We start from the raw sequence: 20,302 nt of genomic DNA on the forward strand, positions 1-20,302 counted from the left end.
TTCACCATCTGGTTGACCGATCCCTTGCAGCGGCTGGGTTTTTGGCGGATGTCCGAAAGCTTGTGCTGGAGAGCCTCAGGCACTCCGTGCAACAATGTGGCCGGCCTCGCGGAAGGCGAAGCGGGCGGTCATCGACAACGGATTTGGCCTACGACAATTGCTCCGCATCCGGCGCGGTCAGACGGATCGTCAGTGACCAATCGTTGGCATCCAGCACGGCCTTGCCGAAGGGAAAGTGGCATTCGCCGTGGCGGTCTGCATATGCGACCTCTATCTTGCGGGCGAAATGCTTGCACAGTTGGGCCGCGCTCGGTCGCGAACCTTCCCGTCGTTTCAACCATGGCGGTTTCCTTCGTCGTTGGTTGCACAGGATCAGAACCTGGCCGTTGCGCTCAGGCGGAACGAACGGCCTGGCTCCAGCAGCGGCTTTACATTGACGAATTCCTGGCCGTAGGTCGCCCTGTTGGCGTAGGTCTCATCGAACAGGTTCTTCACCTCGCCGCGGAATGTCAGGTTGGGGTTCGACGGTGGCTGATACTCGACGAAAGCATTGACCACCTCATAGCCCTTCAATGGCGGCGTGCCGGCGGCGACCTTGTCATATTGAAGCGCGATCTCGACGTCTCCGCCAACGGTCACGCCCCAATCGTCGAAGCGATGTGTCGCCGCCAGGGCGATGATCTGGCCCACCGGCGTTGCGAGATAGGTACCGATGTCGGAATCAGCCGGCTTGCCGTCGATGGTGACGTCGATGTTGGCGTATTTGACGCTGAAATTTCCCGCGCCCCAGTCATAACCGCCGCCGATCTCGAAACCCTGTGAGCGCACATCATGTGCCTCGATGGCTTTTGCGACGGCATAGCGGGCGGTGCGCGCGTTGTAGATGTCGGTGCGGAAGATGCCGCCTTCAAGCGAGAAGCCTTGATAGGTGGCGACGAGACCGGCAGTGGCGTTGTCGGCCGTGACCGCCTCTGGCCCGGCGCCATAGTTCCACTTCGGATTGAAGATGAAATTCTCGCCCAGTGGCACGCCGGCCCAGACATGCGAATATCCAGCCTTGGCGGTCAGGAAGTCCGGCACGAGGTCGTATTCGCCGGAGAGGTTGCCGCTCAGGCCGGCATTCGTCCATTTCTGGCCGGTGGTACCTTCGAACCACTGGTTGTCGCCGCGCGCTCCGAACGAAAGCCGCGTCCGCTCCCAGGGCTCGATACGTGCCTGGGCATAGAGGCCGACATTGCTGGCGTGTTCGGTCGCGGATTCGTACTTGTCGTCGAGTGCCGCATCGTCGTTGTAGAAGTCAAAGCCGGCCGTGATGCTGCCCATGTCCAGCGCGAAGCGGTTTTCGGCCTTGCCGTTGAAGCTTTCGGTTGTGCCAATGCCGGGGTAGGGGCTGCCTACCTTGGGGAATACGAGCGTTTCGACCTCGCTGCGGGTGTACGCGACGACGACCTTCGGATCCCACCAGCCTTCCGGCGATGTATCGGTGTAGGTGAAGACGGTATTGCTGCGGTCGAGCGTGTAGTCGCGGATCAGCGGCTCCCACGGCTTGGGATTGGAGATCGAGCCCATGTTCGCGCGGAAGGGACGAGGCGCATCGTCGCGCAATTGTTCATGGCTCAGTTCAAAGCGGTTTCCACCCTCGGCCTCATAGGCGATCTTGCCGAGGCCACTGAGCAGATTGACGCTTGTGCCGTCCACGACCCGCCCGTCGCCGGCCGTGTAGTTGTCGCCTTTGGAGAAATTCAGATAGCCGAGATATTCGAAGCCATCCTGCGCACCGTAGAGCGACAGTCCGGTCGTGTGCGTCTTGGAGTTGAAGTCGTAGGTTCCGGTAACCAGGCCGCCGAAGCTCTTGCCGGGATCGAGCAGATCGCGTGCGTCTTTGGTTTCGTACTCGATGGCGCCGCCAAGCGCACCGGGGCCGGCATCTGCGGGCGCGACGCCGGCGTCAACGCTGACAGCCTTGAGCAAAGCAGGATCGATCAGGTTGGTTGCGTTGTGATGGAAGACCTTGTTGTTCTGCCGCGCGCCATCGACAGTGACCGCAAGGTTGGTCTCTTCGATACCTTGGACATAAACCTTCTGCGACGTAGGTACGGAGCTGCCAACGGAGATTTTGGGCTCGTCGGCAAAGACTTCCTGAAGGTCCGTCGGGTTCTTGCGCGCAAGGTCCTCAGCCGTGATCTCGACGTGGTTGACGCTGCCATTGGCGCGTTGGGAGGTCACGTCGATCGTGTCCAACACTAGCGAACTGCCGGCCGGGGCAGCACCGCCGGTAGCGGCTGACGCGCCTGATGTGGCCGATTGGATCGAAACCGTGTTGGGACCGGTGAACCTGTAGCTCATGCCGCTGGCGGCAAGCAGACGTGCCAATGCCTGCTCCAACGAGATCGTTCCGGCCACTGCCGGTGCCCGGGCGTTGCCAACATCCGCGGTTCCGAACGCGATCTGCAGGCCAGTCTGCTCGGCGAGTTGCCTGAGCGAACGTCCAAGTGGCTGTGCCGGCAGATTGATGGCGTGGACACGCGGTGCCGCCTGCGCGTGAGCTTGGCTGTGGGGCGCAACGAAAATCGCCGAGCCAGTGCCGAGCGTGGTTCCGATCAGCAGCTTCAACAGCAGCCGGTTCGACGCTAAACTGTACTCATCCCTGCGATTTCCGACCATATTCAATCCCCAAATCTGGCGTCAGCACTGAACGCCTCGATCGTTTGACGCGCGACAGCAGCCAGCGCCTAAGGGGCCGTTTTCATTTTTCTTGAAAAAAGATGCCGGCTGGACGTTGGGCGAGCGCATGATCCCGAAATTTCCGGGGTCATGCTCCAACAAGAAGATAGAGCCGCATTTCAATCGGAATGGGGTTCTAGGAGATCACGATGACGATGCCTGGGACACGGCGCGCCGACAGCCCCTGGGTGTGAGCGAGTGCTTCGATCGCCGCATGAGCATCGCGGGTCTGGAACACGGCACTGACTGGGTTTTCGTCATGGGCATGGGTGGTCACGACGATGCGCTCGGGGACGTAGCGTCCGAGTTCCCGGACGGCACTGCCGAAAGCCTTGCCATGAAAAACCACGCGCCCCGTGCGCCAGGCAAGCTCGGTGTCGAGGTCGATCCGTGCCGCAGGCAACGGCGCGCCTCCGCTACTGTAGCGTGTCTGCTGACCAGCAGACAGCAACACTTCGTTCGACGAACTGGCAGCATTATCGCCAGCAACAGCTACAGCACCTTCAGCCACGGTCACTATGACATTGTCGGCGTCGCGGCGAACGGCATAGACACCGACATCCGCATCGCTGCGGCCACCGCGTGCTGCGACCCGGAAGGGTTGGCCGGCAACGGGTTTCACTGTGAATTCGACCTCGCCGTCGATCAGGTTTACCAGCCGCATGTCGGAACGGAAGTCCACCGCCACGCTGCTGTTGGTGTTGAGAAACATTGTCGAGCCGTCGGGCAGGGTGGCGTGGACCTGCTCGCCCGAGCTGGTGGCAAAATCCGAGTGCATCCAGGTGACGATACGCGGCCCAACAATCGCAGCGGCGGTTGCGGCCACAGCGGAGCCCGCAAGGAATGTGCGTCGGCTGACGGGGCGGCGTCGCACTGGCGCGGGGCGCGCGTTTTCGTTGTTCACGCCTTGCAGCAGCTGCCAGAATTCCCGCTCGCGGGCGAACGCCATTTGGTGCGCCGGCGACTGCGCGCGCCAGGCATGAAAGCGGTCGAACTCCTCACGGCTGACGTCGCCGGCGGTCAGCCGCACGATCCAGTCGCGTGCATCGAGCGCCACCTTGCGGTCGATCTCGGATCGTTCTTTGCCCATCGCCTGTCACGCAGCACGTGCCCGCGTCGGGCACCTCAACCAGTTGCCTATCATAGACATGCGAGACAGCACTACACCTAAGCTCTGCAGCGAAAAAAATATGGTTTTAAGGTCAGCCCAGATTATCGCGAAGCTCGGCAAGCCGTTCGACCACACGCCGAATGTGGTAGTAGACGGCTTCGTCCGAGATGCCGAGTTGGCGTGCGATCTCGCGGTGGGAAATGCCGCCTAGGCGGTTCATCAGGAAAATGCGCCGGCTCTTTTCCGGCATGGTTTGCAGTGCCGCATCGACAGCACGCAGCATGTCGCGGCCCATCATGATGCGTTCGGGCGATATCTCGTCGACCGATTGCCACAACAACTCGTTGACTTCGGCGTCGATTTCACTGCGCCGCTTCTGCTTGCGGAAATGCCCGATGGCGGCGTTCTTCGCCGCTCGCATGGCAAAGCTCGCGTGGTTGTCTATGGTCTCTTCGTTGCGCACTTTGGACAGCCTGATCCAGGTGTCCTGGACAATATCCTCGGCAGTCGCGCCGCAGCCAACGCGCCCGCGCGTCAGCGCTTCGATTCGCGGGCGTAGCGCGGCAAAACTGGAAAGCAGCCTTGTGAGTTCCATTTTGGTCACTTTTGGCGCGAGATAGAACGGAAGCCAGGCGGCCGGGCCAGATCAGCGGGATGTGAAGGTAATAGGGGATACCAGGTACAAAGGTGTCGATGGTGGGGGTGCTGGTATCGGCGACGCCCGACGCACCATGTTGAGTGCGGTTTGATCCAGTTTCGGGTTACCGGAAGACGAGGCGACAACGGCTGTGAGGATTTCGCCGGCGGCGGTGAACGTGAAGCTGATCTGGACTGAACCGTTGCCGGTCGCGTGACGTTTTTGCCTGGCGATCCGGCTCAGGACTTTTGCCTTCCATTGGGCCGGCGAGACGGCTTTGCCGCCACCTTGGCCAGCTGCGGGTGCGCGGGCGGTTTCGCTGTTTTGAGCCGATTTCTGGGCTGCTGGGCTGTTGGCTGGTTGCTTCTTTTCGACCTTGGCCTGCCTGACCGGCTCCGGCTTTTTCTCAACCTTCCTTTTCTCGCGCACTGGCTTGGCGATAGGCTTGGGCTTTTCGACCTCCGGACGCGGCTCGGGAATAGCCATCGCCACTTCCGGCAGCGGCGCCTCGACGAGATCGGGCACGACCTCCTCGACTGGCTCGCTCTCTACAATCTCTTCCACGGGCTCAGAAACTTCCTGGGCGACTTCCTCTACAGGCGTCGTTTCCGGCTCGACCGGATCGGGCGTGATGGTTTCTGTCGCCTGTCTGTCGACCAGATCGGAAGTCTCTTGCGGAACCGCTTCGGGCGCCAGTGCCATCGGTGCAAGGTCGATCATCACGGCCGTCTGCCCCTGCGGCTCGTCCATCGTCATGACGGGTTGCTGATGGAGGTACCAGGCGCCGGCCATGTGCGCGGAAACGATGACTGCCGCTGCCGCCGACCAGAGTACGGCTTCCCTGTGGTTAACGCCATCGAATCTGAAGTCGTCGTGCCTTGCCGTGCTCATTGCGGCTGTCCCGTGGTTGGTACGGCTTCCAGCCCGACCAGGGCTATCTTGAGATAGCCGGCACCGCGCATGAGGTTCATCACTTCCATCAGCTCGCCATAATCGACACTGCGGTCGGCGCGCAGGAAGATGCGGCTTTGCTTGTCGCCTTTGGCGCGCAGGTCCAGCTTCTGCTGGAATGACGGGCGGGCAACGGCATCTTGGCCTATGGCCAGGCTGAGATCATCCTTCAGCGTAACGTAAAGCGGCTCTTGGGGCCGCGGCGAAGGGGTCGCCGTCGATGCCGGCAGGTCGACATTGACGTCGACCGTTGCCAGCGGTGCGGCAACCATGAAGATGATCAACAGCACCAACATGACATCGATGAACGGCGTCACGTTGATCTCGTGGTTTTCCTGGAGGTCGTCCTCGTCAGGCGATTGTCTGATGCCGCCGGCCATGGCTCCGTCTCCTAGACAGCGACGGCAGGCGCGAAGCGCCCGTTGGCATGCACCGCCTCGGGAGCTGTGTGCGCACGCTCGCCGCGCAACGGCTGGCGGTCGAGATCGCGGCTGACGAGCCGCTGCACGCCCGCCGCTGCGTCGGCCAGTCCCTGGCGATAGCCGGTGATCGAGCGGGCAAAGACGTTGTAGATGACAACGGCCGGGATGGCGGCGATCAGGCCGACGGCGGTTGCCAAAAGTGCCTCGGCGATGCCCGGCGCGACAACCGCCAGATTGGTGGTCTGGGACTCCGAGATGCCGATAAACGAGTTCATGATGCCCCAGACGGTGCCGAACAGACCGACGAAGGGCGCCGTCGAGCCGATCGTGGCAAGCACGCCGGTGCCACGGCCAAGGCGGCGGCCGGCTTGCGCCTGGATGCGCATCAGCCGCGACTCGACGCGCTCCTTGAGGCCTGAGGCATCGCCATGGCCGAATTCGTGTCCCGACATTTCCATCTCTTCGACGGCGGCACCAACCAGCACGCTGCCGATGCCCGCGCGATCGCCAAGGGTCTGGGCGGCATCTTCAAGCCGGCGGGCACCAAGAATGCCGCGCAGTGCCTTTTTCAGCCGCGCCTTGCTGGCGGCGACCTCGAGCGACTTGGCGAGCCACACCGTCCATGTCACCAGCGAAGCGATGGCCAGGCCGATCATCACGCCTTTGACCACCCAGTCTGCGGCCATGAACATGCCCCAGGGCGACAAATCGTGCGGCAAAAGATTTTTGGGGACGTTGGTGTCGACAGGTGCGCCAACGGTCGTGTCGATCGGGTCAGCCGAGTTGGCATTGCCGGCGTCGTCGCCAACGGGGGAGGCGGGTGCGCTGGAACCGTTGATTATCGTGGGAGCGGTGCTGGACGCCGATGGCTCAGCCTGAGTTCGTGGCTGTGTCGCCCCACCGGATGGGCCTGCTGCCGGCTGGCTGGCGAGATTCTGGCCAGGCACTGTGACTGGGGCGGTTGCCGGCGCAGCCTGTTGCGCCAGGGCCGCGCCTGCGTTCAGTGCCACCCACAGTGCTATGCCTGCACCCGCGTACCGACCCAGAGCCTTTGACTTGACAGTCTTGCCGGCGGGTTCGATTGCCCTGTTGTCTTGCATGTCCCACGTCTCCCGATCGCAAGCCGAGGTGGTTTTGAGGCGACCAGTACAGGCAGTCGCGTCACCTGGCTCTTCCAAGTGAGCCGGCCTCTAACATTGTTGAGTATAATAATCAAGAAATCCGGGTCGAACGAGCCGTAACGACTTCGTCACGACAAATGTTCGCGTTTCGATTCAAGGAAACACGCGTTGATTCAAGCGCCTACGATGTTTTCGGCGCTGCGCGGGAGTGCCGCCGCGCGAATGTTCGCCCTGGCCTTTCAGGAGGATCTGGCGCTCGCGACACATGTCGCACTTGAATGGGGACAGGAGCGGCATGTGACGATCTCGTCCTGCCGCCCATAAGCGAAAGGTTCGACGAGCGACCGGGCGTCGTGATGCCACCGCCAGTGGTCGGTTTCTTTAACCAGATGAAACAGGAATATGCGTCGGCTCGCTTCATGCTCTACGAGGGCTTGCTGACGAAGGGCAGCGGGAACTGGCCGCGCGTCAAAGGGATATCAGCCATCGGACCTCGCCGCGATCACCGCGTTGACGCTTTTCGCAAGGCCGAACCTCGGGGGTTTCGCGACCGGCGGGGCGGAGCATAGCCGATCGCGATTGGCGTGAAATGGCAAGACGGGCAAGCTGCCCATGCACGAAATGCTCGCAACGAAGTCGCTGACCGATCGGGCCGCGATCGCGTGCTGCAGCGACCCGAAGCGCGCGCCCAGGCACGGTGGCGCGAGCCGTTGGCACCTGCGGAAGTGGTGCGCGCCGCCGAGGCCGCGGCTCTGTCCGGGCAGTGACGGCGTCGTTCGGTCGGCTCACGAGTGTGCTGGCCGCTACCGACCTGCGGCCCGACATGCAGAAGCGATCGATACGTCGACAAGCCATGTCGGGTTCAGATGCGCTATTCGAAACGGAGAATCGAATGAAACGGCCTTTTAGTCACCAATTTCGAACGCGCTGGCTCGGCGTGAGCACGACGCTCTTGATGTTGGGATCGCCCGCAGTGGCCTTGGCCCAGGAATCGCTGCCGTTTCCGCCAACACCCTCAGGCAGCAAGGCCGGACCGACGATCGCGGAGTCGACCTACAGCCCCCTGCCAGTGCAGTCGCATCTCCCAGCCAACGCGCCGAACATCGTCGTGATCATGCTCGACGACGTTGGTCCGGCACTTCCGAGCACCTTCGGCGGCGTGATCGATACACGCACGTTGAGCCGCGTCGCCGGAGACGGGGTCACCTATAGCCGCTTCCACAATGCCGCGATGTGCTCACCCACGCGCGCAGCGCTGCTGACCGGGCGCAATCACCACCGCGTCGGCTATGGCCAGATCGCCGAACTGGCGAACGATTGGGACGGCTATTCCGGCCGGATCCCGCGCACATCCGCGACTGCTGCGAAAGTGCTGGGCTATTATGGCTACGCGACGAGCGCCTTCGGAAAATGGCACAACACGCCGGCCAACGAGACCACCGCCGTCGGTCCCTATACGAACTGGCCGGCGGGTCAGGGGATCGGCTTCGACTACTTCTACGGCTTCCTTGCGGGAGAGTCCTCGCAATGGGAGCCTGCGGTCGTCGAAAACACGGTCCGGGTGAATCCGTCCGAGGGTAAGAAGGAATATCACTTCACCGAAGACATGACCGACAAGGCTGTCTCATGGATGAAGCAGGTCCATGCGCTGACGCCGGATCGGCCGTTCTTCATGTATTGGGCCCCCGGGGCGTCCCATGGTCCGCATCATATCTTCAAGGAATGGGCGGACAAATATAAGGGCAAGTTCGACCAAGGCTGGGACGTCATGCGCGAGGATGTCTTCGCCCGCCAGAAAGAACTCGGCTGGATCCCGAAAGACACCGAGCTGACGCCACGGCCGAAGACGCTTGCCGCATGGGCCGATATTCCCGAGGATGAAAAGCCATTCCAGCGCCGGCTCATGGAAGTGTTCGCCGGATACACCGAACATGCCGATGCGCAGGCCGGCCGGTTGATCGATACCCTGGACGAGCTGGGCATCCGTGACAACACGCTCGTCTTCTACATCTGGGGCGACAACGGCTCGAGTGCGGAAGGCCAGAACGGCACGATCAGCGAGCTCTTGGCGCAGAACAGCATTCCATCCGAGATCAAGGATCATATCCGCACCATGAACGAGCTTGGCGGTCTGGACGTGCTCGGGTCGCCCAAGGTGGACAACATGTACCATGCCGGCTGGGCCTGGGCTGGCTCCACGCCATACCGGTCGACAAAGCTGATTGCCGCGCATTTTGGTGGAACACGCACGCCGCTCGCTGTGTCCTGGCCAAGCAGGATCAAAGCGGACAAGACACCGCGTCCGCAATTCCACCACGTCAACGATATCGTCCCGACGATCTACGACATCCTCAGCATCACGCCGCCGAAGACCGTCGACGGCGTCAGCCAAGATCAGCTCGATGGTACCAGCATGACCTATTCCTTCGCGTCCCCGACGGCGCCGGAGCACAAGAAAGAGCAGTATTTCGAGGTCATGGGCAGTCGCGCCTACTACAAGGACGGTTGGATCGCTTCGGCATTCGGGCCGAGAGTGCCCTGGCAAACAGGCGTCGATCCTTCGATCATGAGCTGGTCGCCGAAGAATGATGTTTGGGAGCTCTATGATCTCAAAAAGGACTTCTCGCAGGCGAAGGACATCGCCGCCGCTCATCCCGGCAAGCTCGATGAGCTGAAGAACGGGTTCGACGTGAGCGCGAAAGATAACAAGGTCGACCCGGTCGGCGGGGGGTTGTGGTCCGCGGTCTTCCACCCGGAAGACGCACCGTCCAATCCTGCCAAGACCTTCAACTACACGCAGGAGGTCGTCGGCGTTCCCGAGTTTACCGCACCGCGGCTCGGATCACGCAGCAACCTTGTCACCATCGATGCGGATTTGCAGCCTGACTCGAAGGGAGTGCTCTACGCGCTCGGAGCCGTCTCGGGCGGTGTCGCCCTGTGGGTCGAGAACGGGAAGCTCAGCTACGAGTACAACCTGTTCGAGATCGAACGGACGCAGCTGGAAACGTCCGCCCCGCTCCCGACCGGGAAGGTCAAGATCGAGGTCGAAACGCGCAAGGCTGACGGTGCCCGCCCCGCGCCTCTCGACATCGTCATCCGCGTGGACGGCAAAGAGGTCAGCAAGGGGCGTGTCCCACGCTCGGCGGCGCTTACCTTTACCGCCAATGACGCCTTTGACGTCGGCCGGGATAGCTATTCCCCCGTCTCGCTTGCCTATTTCGACCGCAAGCCCTTCGCCTTCAATGGCTCGATCCGGCATCTGAAGGTCGAATATCTGGACTGAGCGCCGACCAGCTGGAGGCGGCGAACACGATTTTCGCCGCCTCCTTTCAAAATCCGACAGCGCGGAAACGCCACTCTCCGGAGCCGCGCGGAGGCACATTCTGGCTGCTGAAGCACGAAAGGGAATTCGATGATGCTCGCAAAGATTGCTCTGGCCACCATGGGCGTCGCGTTCCTCGCCCTGACATCATTCGGGGCGCAGGCCATGCCGACGTCATCCGCCCTGTCACAGGCAAGGGCATACGACGTCACAAAGGTCGCGGGCGGATGCGGCGTCGGCTTCTATCGCGGACCGCTCGGCGGCTGCGTTCGGGCTGGCGGGGCCGTCGTCGTTGCGCCGCGACCCGTGGTTGTCGCTCCTCGCCCGGTCGTCGTCGCTCCCCGGCCTGTTGTAGTCGTTCCTCGCACAGTCGTTCGCCCGCGCCCTGTCGTCATTGATCGACGGCCGATTGTGATCCGTTGAGCCGTGCCATGCTCGATGACATCAGTCTGAAGCGGAGGACGTAAAATGCATAAATATTTGAACTTCATCGCCGCGCTCGTAGCGGGCTTGGGATTGCTGGTTGGCCCAGGGGCGGCGCAGGAAAATCCCGTCACGGCGATCGACATCGCGCTGGAACCGGACGCAACAATGATCAAACATGCGGAGGCTGCCAATGCCCGCCTACGCGAGGTTTTCCCAAAGGGCTACGCTTTGGATGCAACACACCACCCGCACATCACGATGCTACAGCGCTTCGTCCAGACGGCAGCCCTCGACAAAGTCTACGCCGCGGTTGGCGATGTCCTGGCTGCGGAGAAACCGGCCGGATTGACGCTGAAGGCGTTCAAGTACGACTTCCTCGTATGGGACAAGACCGGTGTGACCGTGATCCTGATCGAGCCAACTGACCAACTTATCCGGCTCCAACAGAAGCTCATCGATGCGATTGCCCCCTTTACCGTCGAGAAAGGGACTGCTGCTGCGTTCTTCACCACAGCGGAAGACCCCGAAATCAACCAGGCAACGATTGACTACGTGGCTCACTACGTGCCGGCTTCAAGCGGCAAAAAACTCGTGCCACACGTCACGGTCGGCGTCGCCTCCCCGGATTATCTAAAGAAGATGGTCGCCGAACCGTTCGATACGTTCACATTCTCCTCCGCCGCGTTGTCGGTTTATCAGCTCGGCAATTTCGGAGCGGCTCGGAAGAAACTGCAGGCGTGGCAGCTGAAATGATGAAGACGGTCCTACCATCTCGCGGGCACCAAACCTCAGACTTTATCAACTAGCTTCCAACTCAGACGTGAGCCTCGAACCGCGCGCCCGGTCCGGACCTCATCATCGTCGGGCGGCCGTTCGCGCGAAATATACCGAGTTCGCGCGGTTGTGCTGCAACGTTTTGAATACTGGCACTGTGGCAAGGAGAGCCTCTGACATTTTCGGAGGATTAAGCCGCCAGTGCCACCGTAACGCCCCGATCCTAACCAGCTTCACTGCCTCAAGCTTGAACTCGCGGCTGAACTTCCTTCTCGGCATTCCCACTCTCCAGCTCCGTCAAACACCTTATCTCGGTGTCCACGAAACCGGCAGCCGCTCACGATGCTGCGTTTCCGTTTCGGAAGCGGCTTGCCTGACGCATTTGAGCGTCGACCCTTAGGGCGGCGATTGTGCATGAGCATCTCGGCCCCGCTTCAGCGAGTTCCGTTGAAAGCCAGATCTAATGCGGCACGAAACAGAATACCGTCTTGATCGGCCAGCGTCCGGCTGACCTCGAAGTGGTTTTGGCATTTGGAAAGTATGAGCTGGCTTGCCTTGCCTGCTTCCACCAGCCCTTGATGCAGGGCCTTCGCGTGCCGGCGGTACTCATCGGTTTCGCCGTCGCCATAGGCAACGATCATCGGGCAGCCTATGTGCTCCAGATGCCGCACCGGACTGAAGGTATCGACCTCGGCGGAACTCAATTGCAGATAGGCCCTGCGTGCGCTCAGCATGGGACCCTCGAGATCGTAGGCACCGCTGGCACAGATGGCCCCACTGACGGTGCCAGGCGCGATCTGGATATCGGTCGCGGCACTGAGTGCAGCCGCGACAAGATGTGCTCCGGAAGAATGGCCGACGACGACTAACCGTCCGACGTCGTAACCCAGTTCGCTTCCATTGCGCGATAGCCAGTCGATCCCACGCTGCACCTGACGCACCATGTCTGGCAGCCTCGCGTCGGGGATGCTGGCGAAATCGAGCACCGCGAAATTGATTCCGGCAGCAACGAAGGCCTCGGCTGCAAACGCGCTGTCCATGCGGCTGAGCGAGCGCCAGGCTCCGCCATGGACATAGACAACGAGCGGCGCATTCACTTCATGCGCCTGAAACAGGTCGATCCGCTCGAATGGCCCCTCACCATAGGCAAGGCTAAGTGAAGCCAGCCTCTGATGCGCGACAATCGTGGCGCTGCGATACCAGGCGATGATCTCGTCGGCATTGGGCGCCCAGGCACTCTGGTTAAAATTGAGGTCAAGCCTTGCCTGATCGTAGTCGAGAAACACCGGGGGGGCGGTCGTTGGGCTCATGGTTGGCTTTCAGTATTGGAAAGGGCAGGTTCACTGTCGATAGACGACGCGACCGTCAACAATGGTGAGCTCGGCGTCGATCAGCGCCAGCTCGTCAGAGGCGCAGGCCAGGGGATTGGTCGAAAGTACGGCCATGTCGGCCAGCTTGCCGGCGGCGATACTGCCCTTCTCGGCTTCTTCGAAAGTCAGAGCCGCCCCACCCAGCGCGGCGCATTCGAGTGCTTCCTCGCGCGTCAGGGCCTGGTCGGGTGCGATCAGCGCCCCGGTCCGGTCGCGACGGTTGACGGCATGCGCGATTGAATGAAACAGGCTGAGCGGTGCGTTGTCGCTGCCGAACGAGATTGGCACGCCGGCCTCGCGCAGTGAGCGCAACGGCACGATCTCGCTGGCGCGATCCTGGCCCAACTTTTCGATCAGCTCGCTGCCGCGCTTGTAGAGATAGGCGCTCAAGTGGGTTGTGACGGCGAGGCCAAGATCGGCGGCCTTCTTCACCTGGTCCGGTGTCAGGCTGACGATGTGGCCGAGTACCCAGCGCTGAGCGGTGATCGGCACGATTTCGTCGACCTCGGCAAACAGGTCGAGCATGTTGGGCAAGATGCCGACGGCGCGGATACCGTTGCGGGCAGCCTCGACAAGCACTGTCTTGAGCGCATCGCGTGGCAGCGATGAGTTGTAGTGGAAGCCGGCCCATCCAGTCTGTGGAAAAGCAGCGCTACGCAATTCGCGCTCCACCGAATTGTCGATCTCGCCATAGAGGCCGGCCATGCCCAGCCACTGGTCGCCGAGCCCGCGGCCGGCCAGCCAATGGCCCCAGGATTTCAGCAGCGCACGGCAATCGTCGGACGATGTCGATCCCCATGCAGGGCTGAAGATCATCGAGGCGCGAACCGTCTGCCGTCCCGAAGATCGAACCTGGCGGTAAGCGTCGAGCACTTCCGAAGCGACGCCGTGGCCCTCGAACACGCTGGTCGTGCCGGCGCGGTTATATGCCCGCATCGAGGCAGCCAGGGCTGACACACGTTCCGCCGGGGTGAAATGCGGCGCCTGCCGCATCAGGCTCATTTCGACCACCGGCATTTTGTTGGTCTCGATGAAGATGCCGTTGGGTTCGCCGGTCGCCGCGTCACGGCAGATCTCGATAGATTCGGTCGGCGCAACCGTCGCCTGGTCGATGCCGGCCAGCTTGAGTGCTGCGCTGTTGGCAATCGAGACCAGCGGCAGCGTCGAGCGCCAGTAACCCCAGATCGAGCGGATGTAGACCGGATTATCGGGTGCAGCGCGGTCGAGATCCCAACGGTCGGGGAAGCGGTTTTCTGCAATGCCCGACAGCACGTCCTCATAGCTCGGGGGTTCGCCGATCGGCATCGTCACGATCCACTCGCCCGGATTCTTGGTAGCGGCAATCGCTGCAATCTTGTCGACTATGTCTTCGATCGAACGACAACCCGATAGCGACGGCAGCGTGCTCTTCAGGCCTTCGCGATCCATGTGGGCATGGCCGTCAATAAGCCCGGCCACGACAGTTCGTCCGGCAAGATCGATGATCTCGGTGCCCGTGTTTGCCAGCGCTGCTATGGCAGCCGATGTGCCCAGTGCGGCAATGCGCTGGCCGGCGATTGCCACAGCTTCATGAATGCCGTCGTCAGCGACAACCTTGCCGTTGAGCAGCACGAGCGTCGGGCTGCAATTGGAAAACGCGGTGGCCATGGAAGTCCTCGAAATATGCGGGCGTGTTATGTCGCAAACAAGGGAAAGGGCGGCGACCGGCACCCTAAAACCGTTCAGGTGCCAAGATCGGGTTTGTCGTTGATATCGACTGCAACGAATACGAGCTTAGTCAGCTCGATGTGGGCGCCTAGCAATGCGACCGCACGGTCGACGTCATGATCGAGCGCTGCGTTCATCAGCTCGGTATGCGGCTCAAGCGCCAGGGCGGCGCGCAGCGCATGGTAAGTTGTGCTTTCCCGCCATTCCGGCCCCTTCGATGCCGCAAGGCCAGGCGTGATCGCCAAAATGCGATGGTGACGGCGCAGTTGGTCCTTGATCTGCATGTAAAAGCGCATCAGCCACTGTGATTTGCTTGCCGAAAGCAGCGCCAGGTGAAACGCCTCGTGCCGCTCCTTCCAGTCGGTGATGACATGCTCTTCGGGGTTTTCCACCGGCGGCTTGCAGCGCGACAGGCGGAAATGGGCGGCCACAAGGGCTGTCTCCCATTCCTCGTCGCCATTGGCGATAGAGTCCGCCAGCATCGGCAGTTCGACAAGGCGCCTGGCATTGGTCAGGTCGCTCAACTCCTCCAGTGACACCGGCGCGACGGTGTAGCCTTTGTTGGCGCTCGAAATGACGAGGTGTTCTGCCTCGAGGCGCGACAACGCCTCGCGCAGCGGCGTCCATCCAATGCCATAGGCGTCACGCATGGCGCCCAGCTTGAGGGGCGCCCCTGGCAGCAGCCGGGTTTCCAAGATTTCCTGACGCAGGGTGCGATACGCGAACTCGGTCTTGGTCGTGACGTCAGCTGCGTCCATTGGATCCTCTCATATAATCCAATACGTTATATATAACACACGCCGCCATGTCGAATTATATATATGCATTGACATCTTCGATATAAGGCAGAATGATCGAAGCTGTGGGGAGACGCAATGTGGGCGCCCGCAGTGACAACAGCAGAGGCGCGATGAACCAGGCAGTATCCATGAAGGTGGCAAGCGTGCCGCTTGAGATCGAGCAGCGCGACGCGGCGGACCCGTTGCGCCACGTGCAGGCGCGCTTCCATCTTCCTCAAGGTATGGTTTACCTTGCCGGCAATTCGCTCGGCCCCGCTCCGATCGCCGCGTTTGACGACATTGAAACCGCCGTGCGCAAGGAATGGGCCGAGGGCCTGATCCGCAGCTGGAACGATGCGGGCTGGTTTTCGCTCGTTGACAGTCTGGGCGACCGCATCGGCGTGCTGATCGGCGCAGGCGCTGGCCAGACAGTCGCTTGCGACTCGGTTTCGGTCAACGTCTACAAGGCTCTGCACGCGGGCCTTTCGCTCCGCCCTGGCCGCACCACTATCGTCGCCGAAGCCGGAAGCTTCCCGACCGACCTTTATGTCGCCGAAGGCGTGGTTGCCGGCCGTCCGGACATTAAACTGCTGCTGGAAGGCGTCGACGCTGACAGGATCGAGGACCTGATCGACGCGCGCACCGCAGTCGTTCTCATCAACCATGTCGACTATAAGACCGGCGAGCTGCGCGATATGGCGGCCCTCACTCGCCTCATCCACGAGGCGGGCGCGATTGCCGTCTGGGACCTGTGCCATAGCGCTGGCGTGATTCCGGTCGAGCTCGACAAGTCCGGCGCCGATCTCGCGGTCGGCTGCACTTACAAATATCTCAACTGTGGCCCGGGCTCACCCGCTTTCATCTATGCCGCCACACGCCATCATGCGACCCTGCGCCAGCCGCTTTCGGGCTGGTGGGGCCACGCCGCACCCTTTGCATTCGAGGTAGGATACCGCCCGGACAATGGTGCGCGCCGCCTTTTGTGCGGTACCCAGCCGATCTTGTCGCTGCGCGCCCTCAATGCCGGCCTTGCCGCCATCGAAGACGTCGATATGGCCGACATCCGCGCCAGGAGCCTGGCTATGAGCGACCTGTTCATCGAACTCGTCGACGAGACGTGCCGCGCCCACAAGGCAACGGTGGTCACTCCGCGCGACCACTCGATCCGTGGCAGCCAGGTTTCGATTACCTTCGAGAAGGGATACTCGGTCATCCAGGCCCTGATCGCGCGCAACATCGTCGGCGACTTCCGCGCCCCCGACATGATGCGCTTCGGCTTTGCGCCGGCCTACCTCAGCTTCGCCGACGTCTACCGTGCGGCCGATGCCTTCAACGATGTGATGACGTCCGGAAGCTGGCGTGACGAGCGTTTTGCCACGCGCCGCGCCGTCACCTGATACTTCGGCGCGCCCCACCTGGCGCGTCGATCCAAACCGGGCGAACCGGATCGTGCCGTTCTGGAGGACGGCGCAATTTTCCGCAACTCTTGGCTGCAGTGGCCAAGGATGACGCGGAGTATCAAGGGAGGGGAATCCAATGAACAATCTGCTCAAGAACGGCCTGGCCAGCGCCATGCTAATGGCGGCCACCGCCGGAATCACCGCGCCCGCGCAAGCCGGCCCGACGCTTGACGCCGTGCGCCAGCGCGGCGAAGTCGTCTGCGGCGTCAGCACCGGCATTGGCGGCTTCTCGATCGCCGACAGCTCGGGTCAGTGGACGGGCCTGACCACTGACTTCTGCCGCGCTGTTTCGGCCGCCGTGCTTGGCGACGCCGCCAAGGAGAAGTTTGTTCCGCTCAGCCCTCAGCAGCGCTTCACCGCCCTGCAGTCCGGGGAAATCGACATGTTGACCACCGTCGCGACTTGGACGCTGACCCGTGACGCTTCGCTCGGGCTGCTTTATGCTGGCGTCTATTTCTATGACGGCCAGGGCTTCCTGGTGCCCAAGTCGCTCGATCTCAAGAGTGCGCTCGATCTCGACGGCGCCAGCATCTGCACTGCCACCGGCACCACAAGCGAACTCAACCTCGCTGACTACTTCCGCGCCAATGGCAAGAAATTCACTCCGGTCGTGTTCGAATCGCAGAACGAGGCGCGCGCCGCCTTCTTCTCCGGTCGCTGCCAGGCCTTCTCTGCTGATATGTCGTATCTGTCGTCGGTCCGCGCTTCCGACGCGCCGAACCCAGACGAATGGCAGATTCTGCCCGAGATGATCTCCAAGGAGCCGCTTGGCCCAGTCGTCGGCCGCAACGATCTCGAGTGGTACACGGTCGCCAAGTGGACGCTGATGGCGCTGATCGAGGCAGAGGAAAAGGGTATTACGCAGACCAACATCGACAGCATGAAGAATAGCCAGGATCCGAGCATCCAACGGCTGCTCGGCACTTCCGGCGACATGGGCGAAAAGCTTGGCCTCGATGCCGGCTGGGCCTATCGCGCCATAAAGCGGGGCGGCAACTACGGCGAGATCTTCGAACGTAATGTCGGCCCGAAGACGCCACTGCGCATGGAGCGCAATGCCAACGCGCTGTGGTCGCAGGGCGGTCAGATGTACGCCTTTCCCGTGCGATGAGACGATGACGGGCGCAACTCAATCAATGCGTTCGGCGGGAGGCTGGAACGATCCGGCCTTTCGCGCTATCGCCAGCCAGGTGATGGTGCTCGCGCTCGTCGCGGGCATTATCGCGTTCCTCGCCATCAACCTGATCGGCAATCTCGAAGAACGCTCGATCCGCACCGGGTTCGGCTTCCTCTGGCAGGCATCAAGCTTCGAAATCGGCCAGAGCTTCATTCCCTACAGCGCTAATTCCACCTTCGGCATGGCGCTGCTTGTCGGTCTGCTCAATACGCTGGTCGTTGCCGTGCTCGGCATCGTTTTGTCGACCATTTTAGGCACCGTGGTCGGCATTGCCAGCATGTCGCGCAATCCACTCGTTGCTCCGCTTGCCACCACTTATGTCGAACTCGTCCGCAACGTGCCGCTGCTGCTGCAGCTGTATGTCTGGTACGCTGTGCTGACCCAGATGCTGCCTGCTGCCTCGGCCGCACCGCAGCTGCTGCCTGGCCTATATCTGGCCAAGAGCGGCCTGCATTTCCCTATCCTGCATTCAGGCGCAGGCATCGTCCTTGCGGCCCTGATTGTTGGTACCATTGCTGCTGTCATCTACGCTATCTGGTCGAGCCGCCGTGCCGAACATACGGGCGCTCCTGCTCTGCTTTGGCCGCGCGCCGTACTGCTGTTGGGCCCGGCGATCGCTGCGCTGGTTTTGCTGGCCGCGGCCACACCCTTCGACGTGCCGCAGCCGACCCGCTTTGGCTTTTCCGGAGGCGGGCAGGTGACGCCTGAGCTGACCGCACTGCTCATCGGCTTGTCGCTCTACAACGCTGCCTTTATCGCCGAAATCCTACGTGCCGGCATCATGTCGGTGAGCCGGAGTCAGTCGGAGGCGGCTGCCTCGCTTGGCTTCGGCCGTGCTCACACGCTGCGCCTGGTGATCATCCCGCAGGCGATGAAGGTCGCCGTACCGCCGCTCGCCAGCCAGTATCTCAATCTGGCCAAAAACACCTCGCTTGCCATCGCCATCGGTTATCCGGACCTGATGTCGATCGGCAACACGATCATCAACCAGACCGGCCAGGCCATCGAGGTCATCGCCATCCTGATGGGTGTTTATCTGGCCACGAGCCTGTCCATCTCGGCCTTCATGAACTGGTACAACGCGCGTGTTGCGCTGGTTGGTGTGAAATGAGCGTTAGCGTTCCCAAACTGCGTCAGCGGCTGTTCGGGAGTGTCGGTAATTCATTGCTGACGCTGACGATGCTGGCGGCCTTTGTCATGTTCGTGCCACCGCTGCTGCGCTGGACCTTTGTCGATGCGACATGGGTCGCAGCGGCTCCGGATGTTTGCCGCGCCAATGGCGGCGCCTGTTGGTCATTCGTGCATGAAAAGTACCGGCTGATCCTGTTTGGTCGTTACCCATACGCCGAGCAGTGGCGCCCGCTCGCAGCCCTTGCTCTCGCCATCATCCTTGTCCTCGCTAGCTGTTCGCTGCGCTTCGGCTGGCGTGCCGTCGTTGCCGGTTGGACGATCGGCGTCACCGCGATTATCTTTTTAATGCGCGGCGGAGCGCTGGGCCTTGAATATGTGCCGACTGACCTGTGGGGCGGCTTGCCACTGACGGTTTTCCTCGCCTTGGGGGGGATGGTCGGCGCGTTTCCGCTCGCCGTTGTACTGGCGCTTGGCCGCCGTTCGCGCCTGCGCGTGATCAAATCGCTTTGCGTCGCCTTCATCGAGATGGTGCGTGGCGTGCCGCTGGTCACCGTGCTCTTCATGGCCTCGTTCATGATCCCGCTTTTCCTGCCCGGCAAGGTACAAGTCGACGCGTTGTTGCGCGCGCTCGCCGCAATCACCTTGTTCAGCGCCGCCTACCTCGCCGAAGCCATTCGCGGCGGCCTCCAGGCTGTTCCCGAAGGACAGGGTCAGGCAGCCGAAGCCCTTGGCCTGACCTACTGGCAGACCTCGCTTTTGATCGTCGTGCCACAGGCGTTGCGCCATGCCATACCCGCCATCGCCAACCTGTTCATCGGCCTGTTCAAGGATACGTCGCTGGTCGGCATCGTCGGCCTCACCGACCTCCTGCTCGCCACCAAGCAGGCACTCGGCGACCCGCAATGGCGTAGCTTCGCGCTCGAAGGCTACATCTTCGTCGCATTGATCTATGTCGCGTTCTGCTTCTTCATCTCGCGTTACAGCCGCTCGCTGGAACGACGTTTGCAACATGGCTGACAATCCAACCAGTAGTCATGCCGCTCTCAGCGCGAATGCCCGAGCCGACAGACCAATCTTAGCGCGACGGAATATCATCAGAATAAGGAAACGCGTGCCCATGGCCATCGAAAACGCAGTCAGCGCCGACGAGATCAAGGTCGATCGGGCCAAGATGCACATCTCCGACACCG

At 61.8% G+C, this 20,302-nt stretch carries 18 protein-coding genes and 1 pseudogene; 9 read left to right on the top strand and 10 right to left on the bottom strand.

What is annotated here, in order from left to right:
- Window positions 1–148 precede the first annotated feature (148 nt).
- From AC1RTB_RS24075 to exbB, 7 genes are all read right to left on the bottom strand, one after another.
- Window positions 149–337, bottom strand: a complete 189-nt coding sequence (locus AC1RTB_RS24075) for a DUF2218 domain-containing protein (RefSeq protein ID WP_492881689.1) — start codon at window positions 335–337, stop codon at window positions 149–151.
- A gap of 35 nt (window positions 338–372) precedes the next feature.
- Window positions 373–2,664: a TonB-dependent receptor gene (locus AC1RTB_RS24080; protein WP_492881690.1), complete on the bottom strand. Its 2,292-nt coding sequence runs from the start codon at window positions 2,662–2,664 to the stop codon at window positions 373–375.
- Window positions 2,665–2,860: 196 nt separating this feature from the next.
- Window positions 2,861–3,814 carry a FecR family protein gene (locus AC1RTB_RS24085; protein WP_492881691.1) on the bottom strand — a complete coding sequence of 318 codons (954 nt, stop codon included), beginning with the start codon at window positions 3,812–3,814 and terminating at the stop codon, window positions 2,861–2,863.
- A 112-nt stretch (window positions 3,815–3,926) separates the two neighbouring features.
- A complete protein-coding gene (locus AC1RTB_RS24090) occupies window positions 3,927–4,430 on the bottom strand; it encodes an RNA polymerase sigma factor (RefSeq protein ID WP_492881692.1) in 504 nt (167 codons plus the stop codon).
- Window positions 4,431–4,481: 51 nt separating this feature from the next.
- Window positions 4,482–5,363: a TonB family protein gene (locus AC1RTB_RS24095; protein ID WP_492881693.1), complete on the bottom strand. Its 882-nt coding sequence runs from the start codon at window positions 5,361–5,363 to the stop codon at window positions 4,482–4,484.
- Window positions 5,360–5,803, bottom strand: coding sequence for a TonB system transport protein ExbD (exbD, locus tag AC1RTB_RS24100; protein ID WP_492881694.1), 444 nt, complete (start codon window positions 5,801–5,803; stop codon window positions 5,360–5,362). The genes AC1RTB_RS24095 and exbD overlap by 4 nt, the downstream gene beginning before the upstream one ends.
- A gap of 11 nt (window positions 5,804–5,814) precedes the next feature.
- A complete protein-coding gene (gene exbB, locus AC1RTB_RS24105; RefSeq protein WP_492881695.1) occupies window positions 5,815–6,945 on the bottom strand; it encodes a tonB-system energizer ExbB in 1,131 nt (376 codons plus the stop codon).
- A 377-nt stretch (window positions 6,946–7,322) separates the two neighbouring features.
- On the opposite strand from exbB, the gene AC1RTB_RS24110 reads away from it, so the two are divergent.
- The 5 genes and pseudogenes from AC1RTB_RS24110 to AC1RTB_RS24130 all read left to right on the top strand — a co-directional run bounded on the left by AC1RTB_RS24110 (window position 7,323) and on the right by AC1RTB_RS24130 (window position 11,467).
- A complete protein-coding gene (locus AC1RTB_RS24110; RefSeq protein WP_492881697.1) occupies window positions 7,323–7,535 on the top strand; it encodes an LA2681 family HEPN domain-containing protein in 213 nt (70 codons plus the stop codon).
- A gap of 214 nt (window positions 7,536–7,749) precedes the next feature.
- Window positions 7,750–7,875 (top strand): annotated as a pseudogene (locus AC1RTB_RS24115) (formylglycine-generating enzyme family protein); the annotation flags it as partial.
- Entirely contained in the window at window positions 7,859–10,249 is a 2,391-nt protein-coding gene (locus AC1RTB_RS24120; RefSeq protein WP_492881713.1) for an arylsulfatase, read from the top strand. The pseudogene AC1RTB_RS24115 and the gene AC1RTB_RS24120, both read left to right, overlap by 17 nt.
- 204 nt (window positions 10,250–10,453) lie before the next feature.
- Window positions 10,454–10,711, top strand: a complete 258-nt coding sequence (locus AC1RTB_RS24125) for a GCG_CRPN prefix-to-repeats domain-containing protein (protein ID WP_492881714.1) — start codon at window positions 10,454–10,456, stop codon at window positions 10,709–10,711.
- A 45-nt stretch (window positions 10,712–10,756) separates the two neighbouring features.
- Entirely contained in the window at window positions 10,757–11,467 is a 711-nt protein-coding gene (locus tag AC1RTB_RS24130; RefSeq protein WP_492881698.1) for a 2'-5' RNA ligase family protein, read from the top strand.
- Window positions 11,468–11,922: 455 nt separating this feature from the next.
- Here AC1RTB_RS24130 and AC1RTB_RS24135 read toward each other — a convergent pair whose 3' ends face one another.
- The 3 genes from AC1RTB_RS24135 to AC1RTB_RS24145 all read right to left on the bottom strand — a co-directional run bounded on the left by AC1RTB_RS24135 (window position 11,923) and on the right by AC1RTB_RS24145 (window position 15,323).
- Window positions 11,923–12,798: an alpha/beta hydrolase gene (locus AC1RTB_RS24135; protein ID WP_492881699.1), complete on the bottom strand. Its 876-nt coding sequence runs from the start codon at window positions 12,796–12,798 to the stop codon at window positions 11,923–11,925.
- Between the two features lie 30 nt (window positions 12,799–12,828).
- Window positions 12,829–14,505: an amidohydrolase gene (locus AC1RTB_RS24140; RefSeq protein WP_492881700.1), complete on the bottom strand. Its 1,677-nt coding sequence runs from the start codon at window positions 14,503–14,505 to the stop codon at window positions 12,829–12,831.
- 74 nt (window positions 14,506–14,579) lie between these two features.
- A complete protein-coding gene (locus tag AC1RTB_RS24145) occupies window positions 14,580–15,323 on the bottom strand; it encodes a GntR family transcriptional regulator (protein WP_492881701.1) in 744 nt (247 codons plus the stop codon).
- 152 nt (window positions 15,324–15,475) lie between these two features.
- Here AC1RTB_RS24145 and kynU point away from each other — a divergent pair, with 152 nt between their 5' ends.
- The 4 genes from kynU (at window position 15,476) to AC1RTB_RS24165 (ending at window position 20,129) form a co-directional block, all read left to right on the top strand.
- Window positions 15,476–16,741: a kynureninase gene (gene kynU / locus AC1RTB_RS24150; protein WP_492881702.1), complete on the top strand. Its 1,266-nt coding sequence runs from the start codon at window positions 15,476–15,478 to the stop codon at window positions 16,739–16,741.
- 139 nt (window positions 16,742–16,880) lie between these two features.
- Window positions 16,881–17,915, top strand: coding sequence for an amino acid ABC transporter substrate-binding protein (locus tag AC1RTB_RS24155; protein ID WP_492881703.1), 1,035 nt, complete (start codon window positions 16,881–16,883; stop codon window positions 17,913–17,915).
- A 25-nt stretch (window positions 17,916–17,940) separates the two neighbouring features.
- Window positions 17,941–19,092 carry an amino acid ABC transporter permease gene (locus AC1RTB_RS24160; RefSeq protein WP_492881704.1) on the top strand — a complete coding sequence of 384 codons (1,152 nt, stop codon included), beginning with the start codon at window positions 17,941–17,943 and terminating at the stop codon, window positions 19,090–19,092.
- Entirely contained in the window at window positions 19,089–20,129 is a 1,041-nt protein-coding gene (locus AC1RTB_RS24165) for an amino acid ABC transporter permease (protein WP_492881705.1), read from the top strand. The genes AC1RTB_RS24160 and AC1RTB_RS24165 overlap by 4 nt, the downstream gene beginning before the upstream one ends.
- Window positions 20,130–20,302 lie beyond the last annotated feature (173 nt).

The sequence above is a fragment of the Aminobacter sp. GW821-FHT11F06 genome (assembly GCF_058808215.1).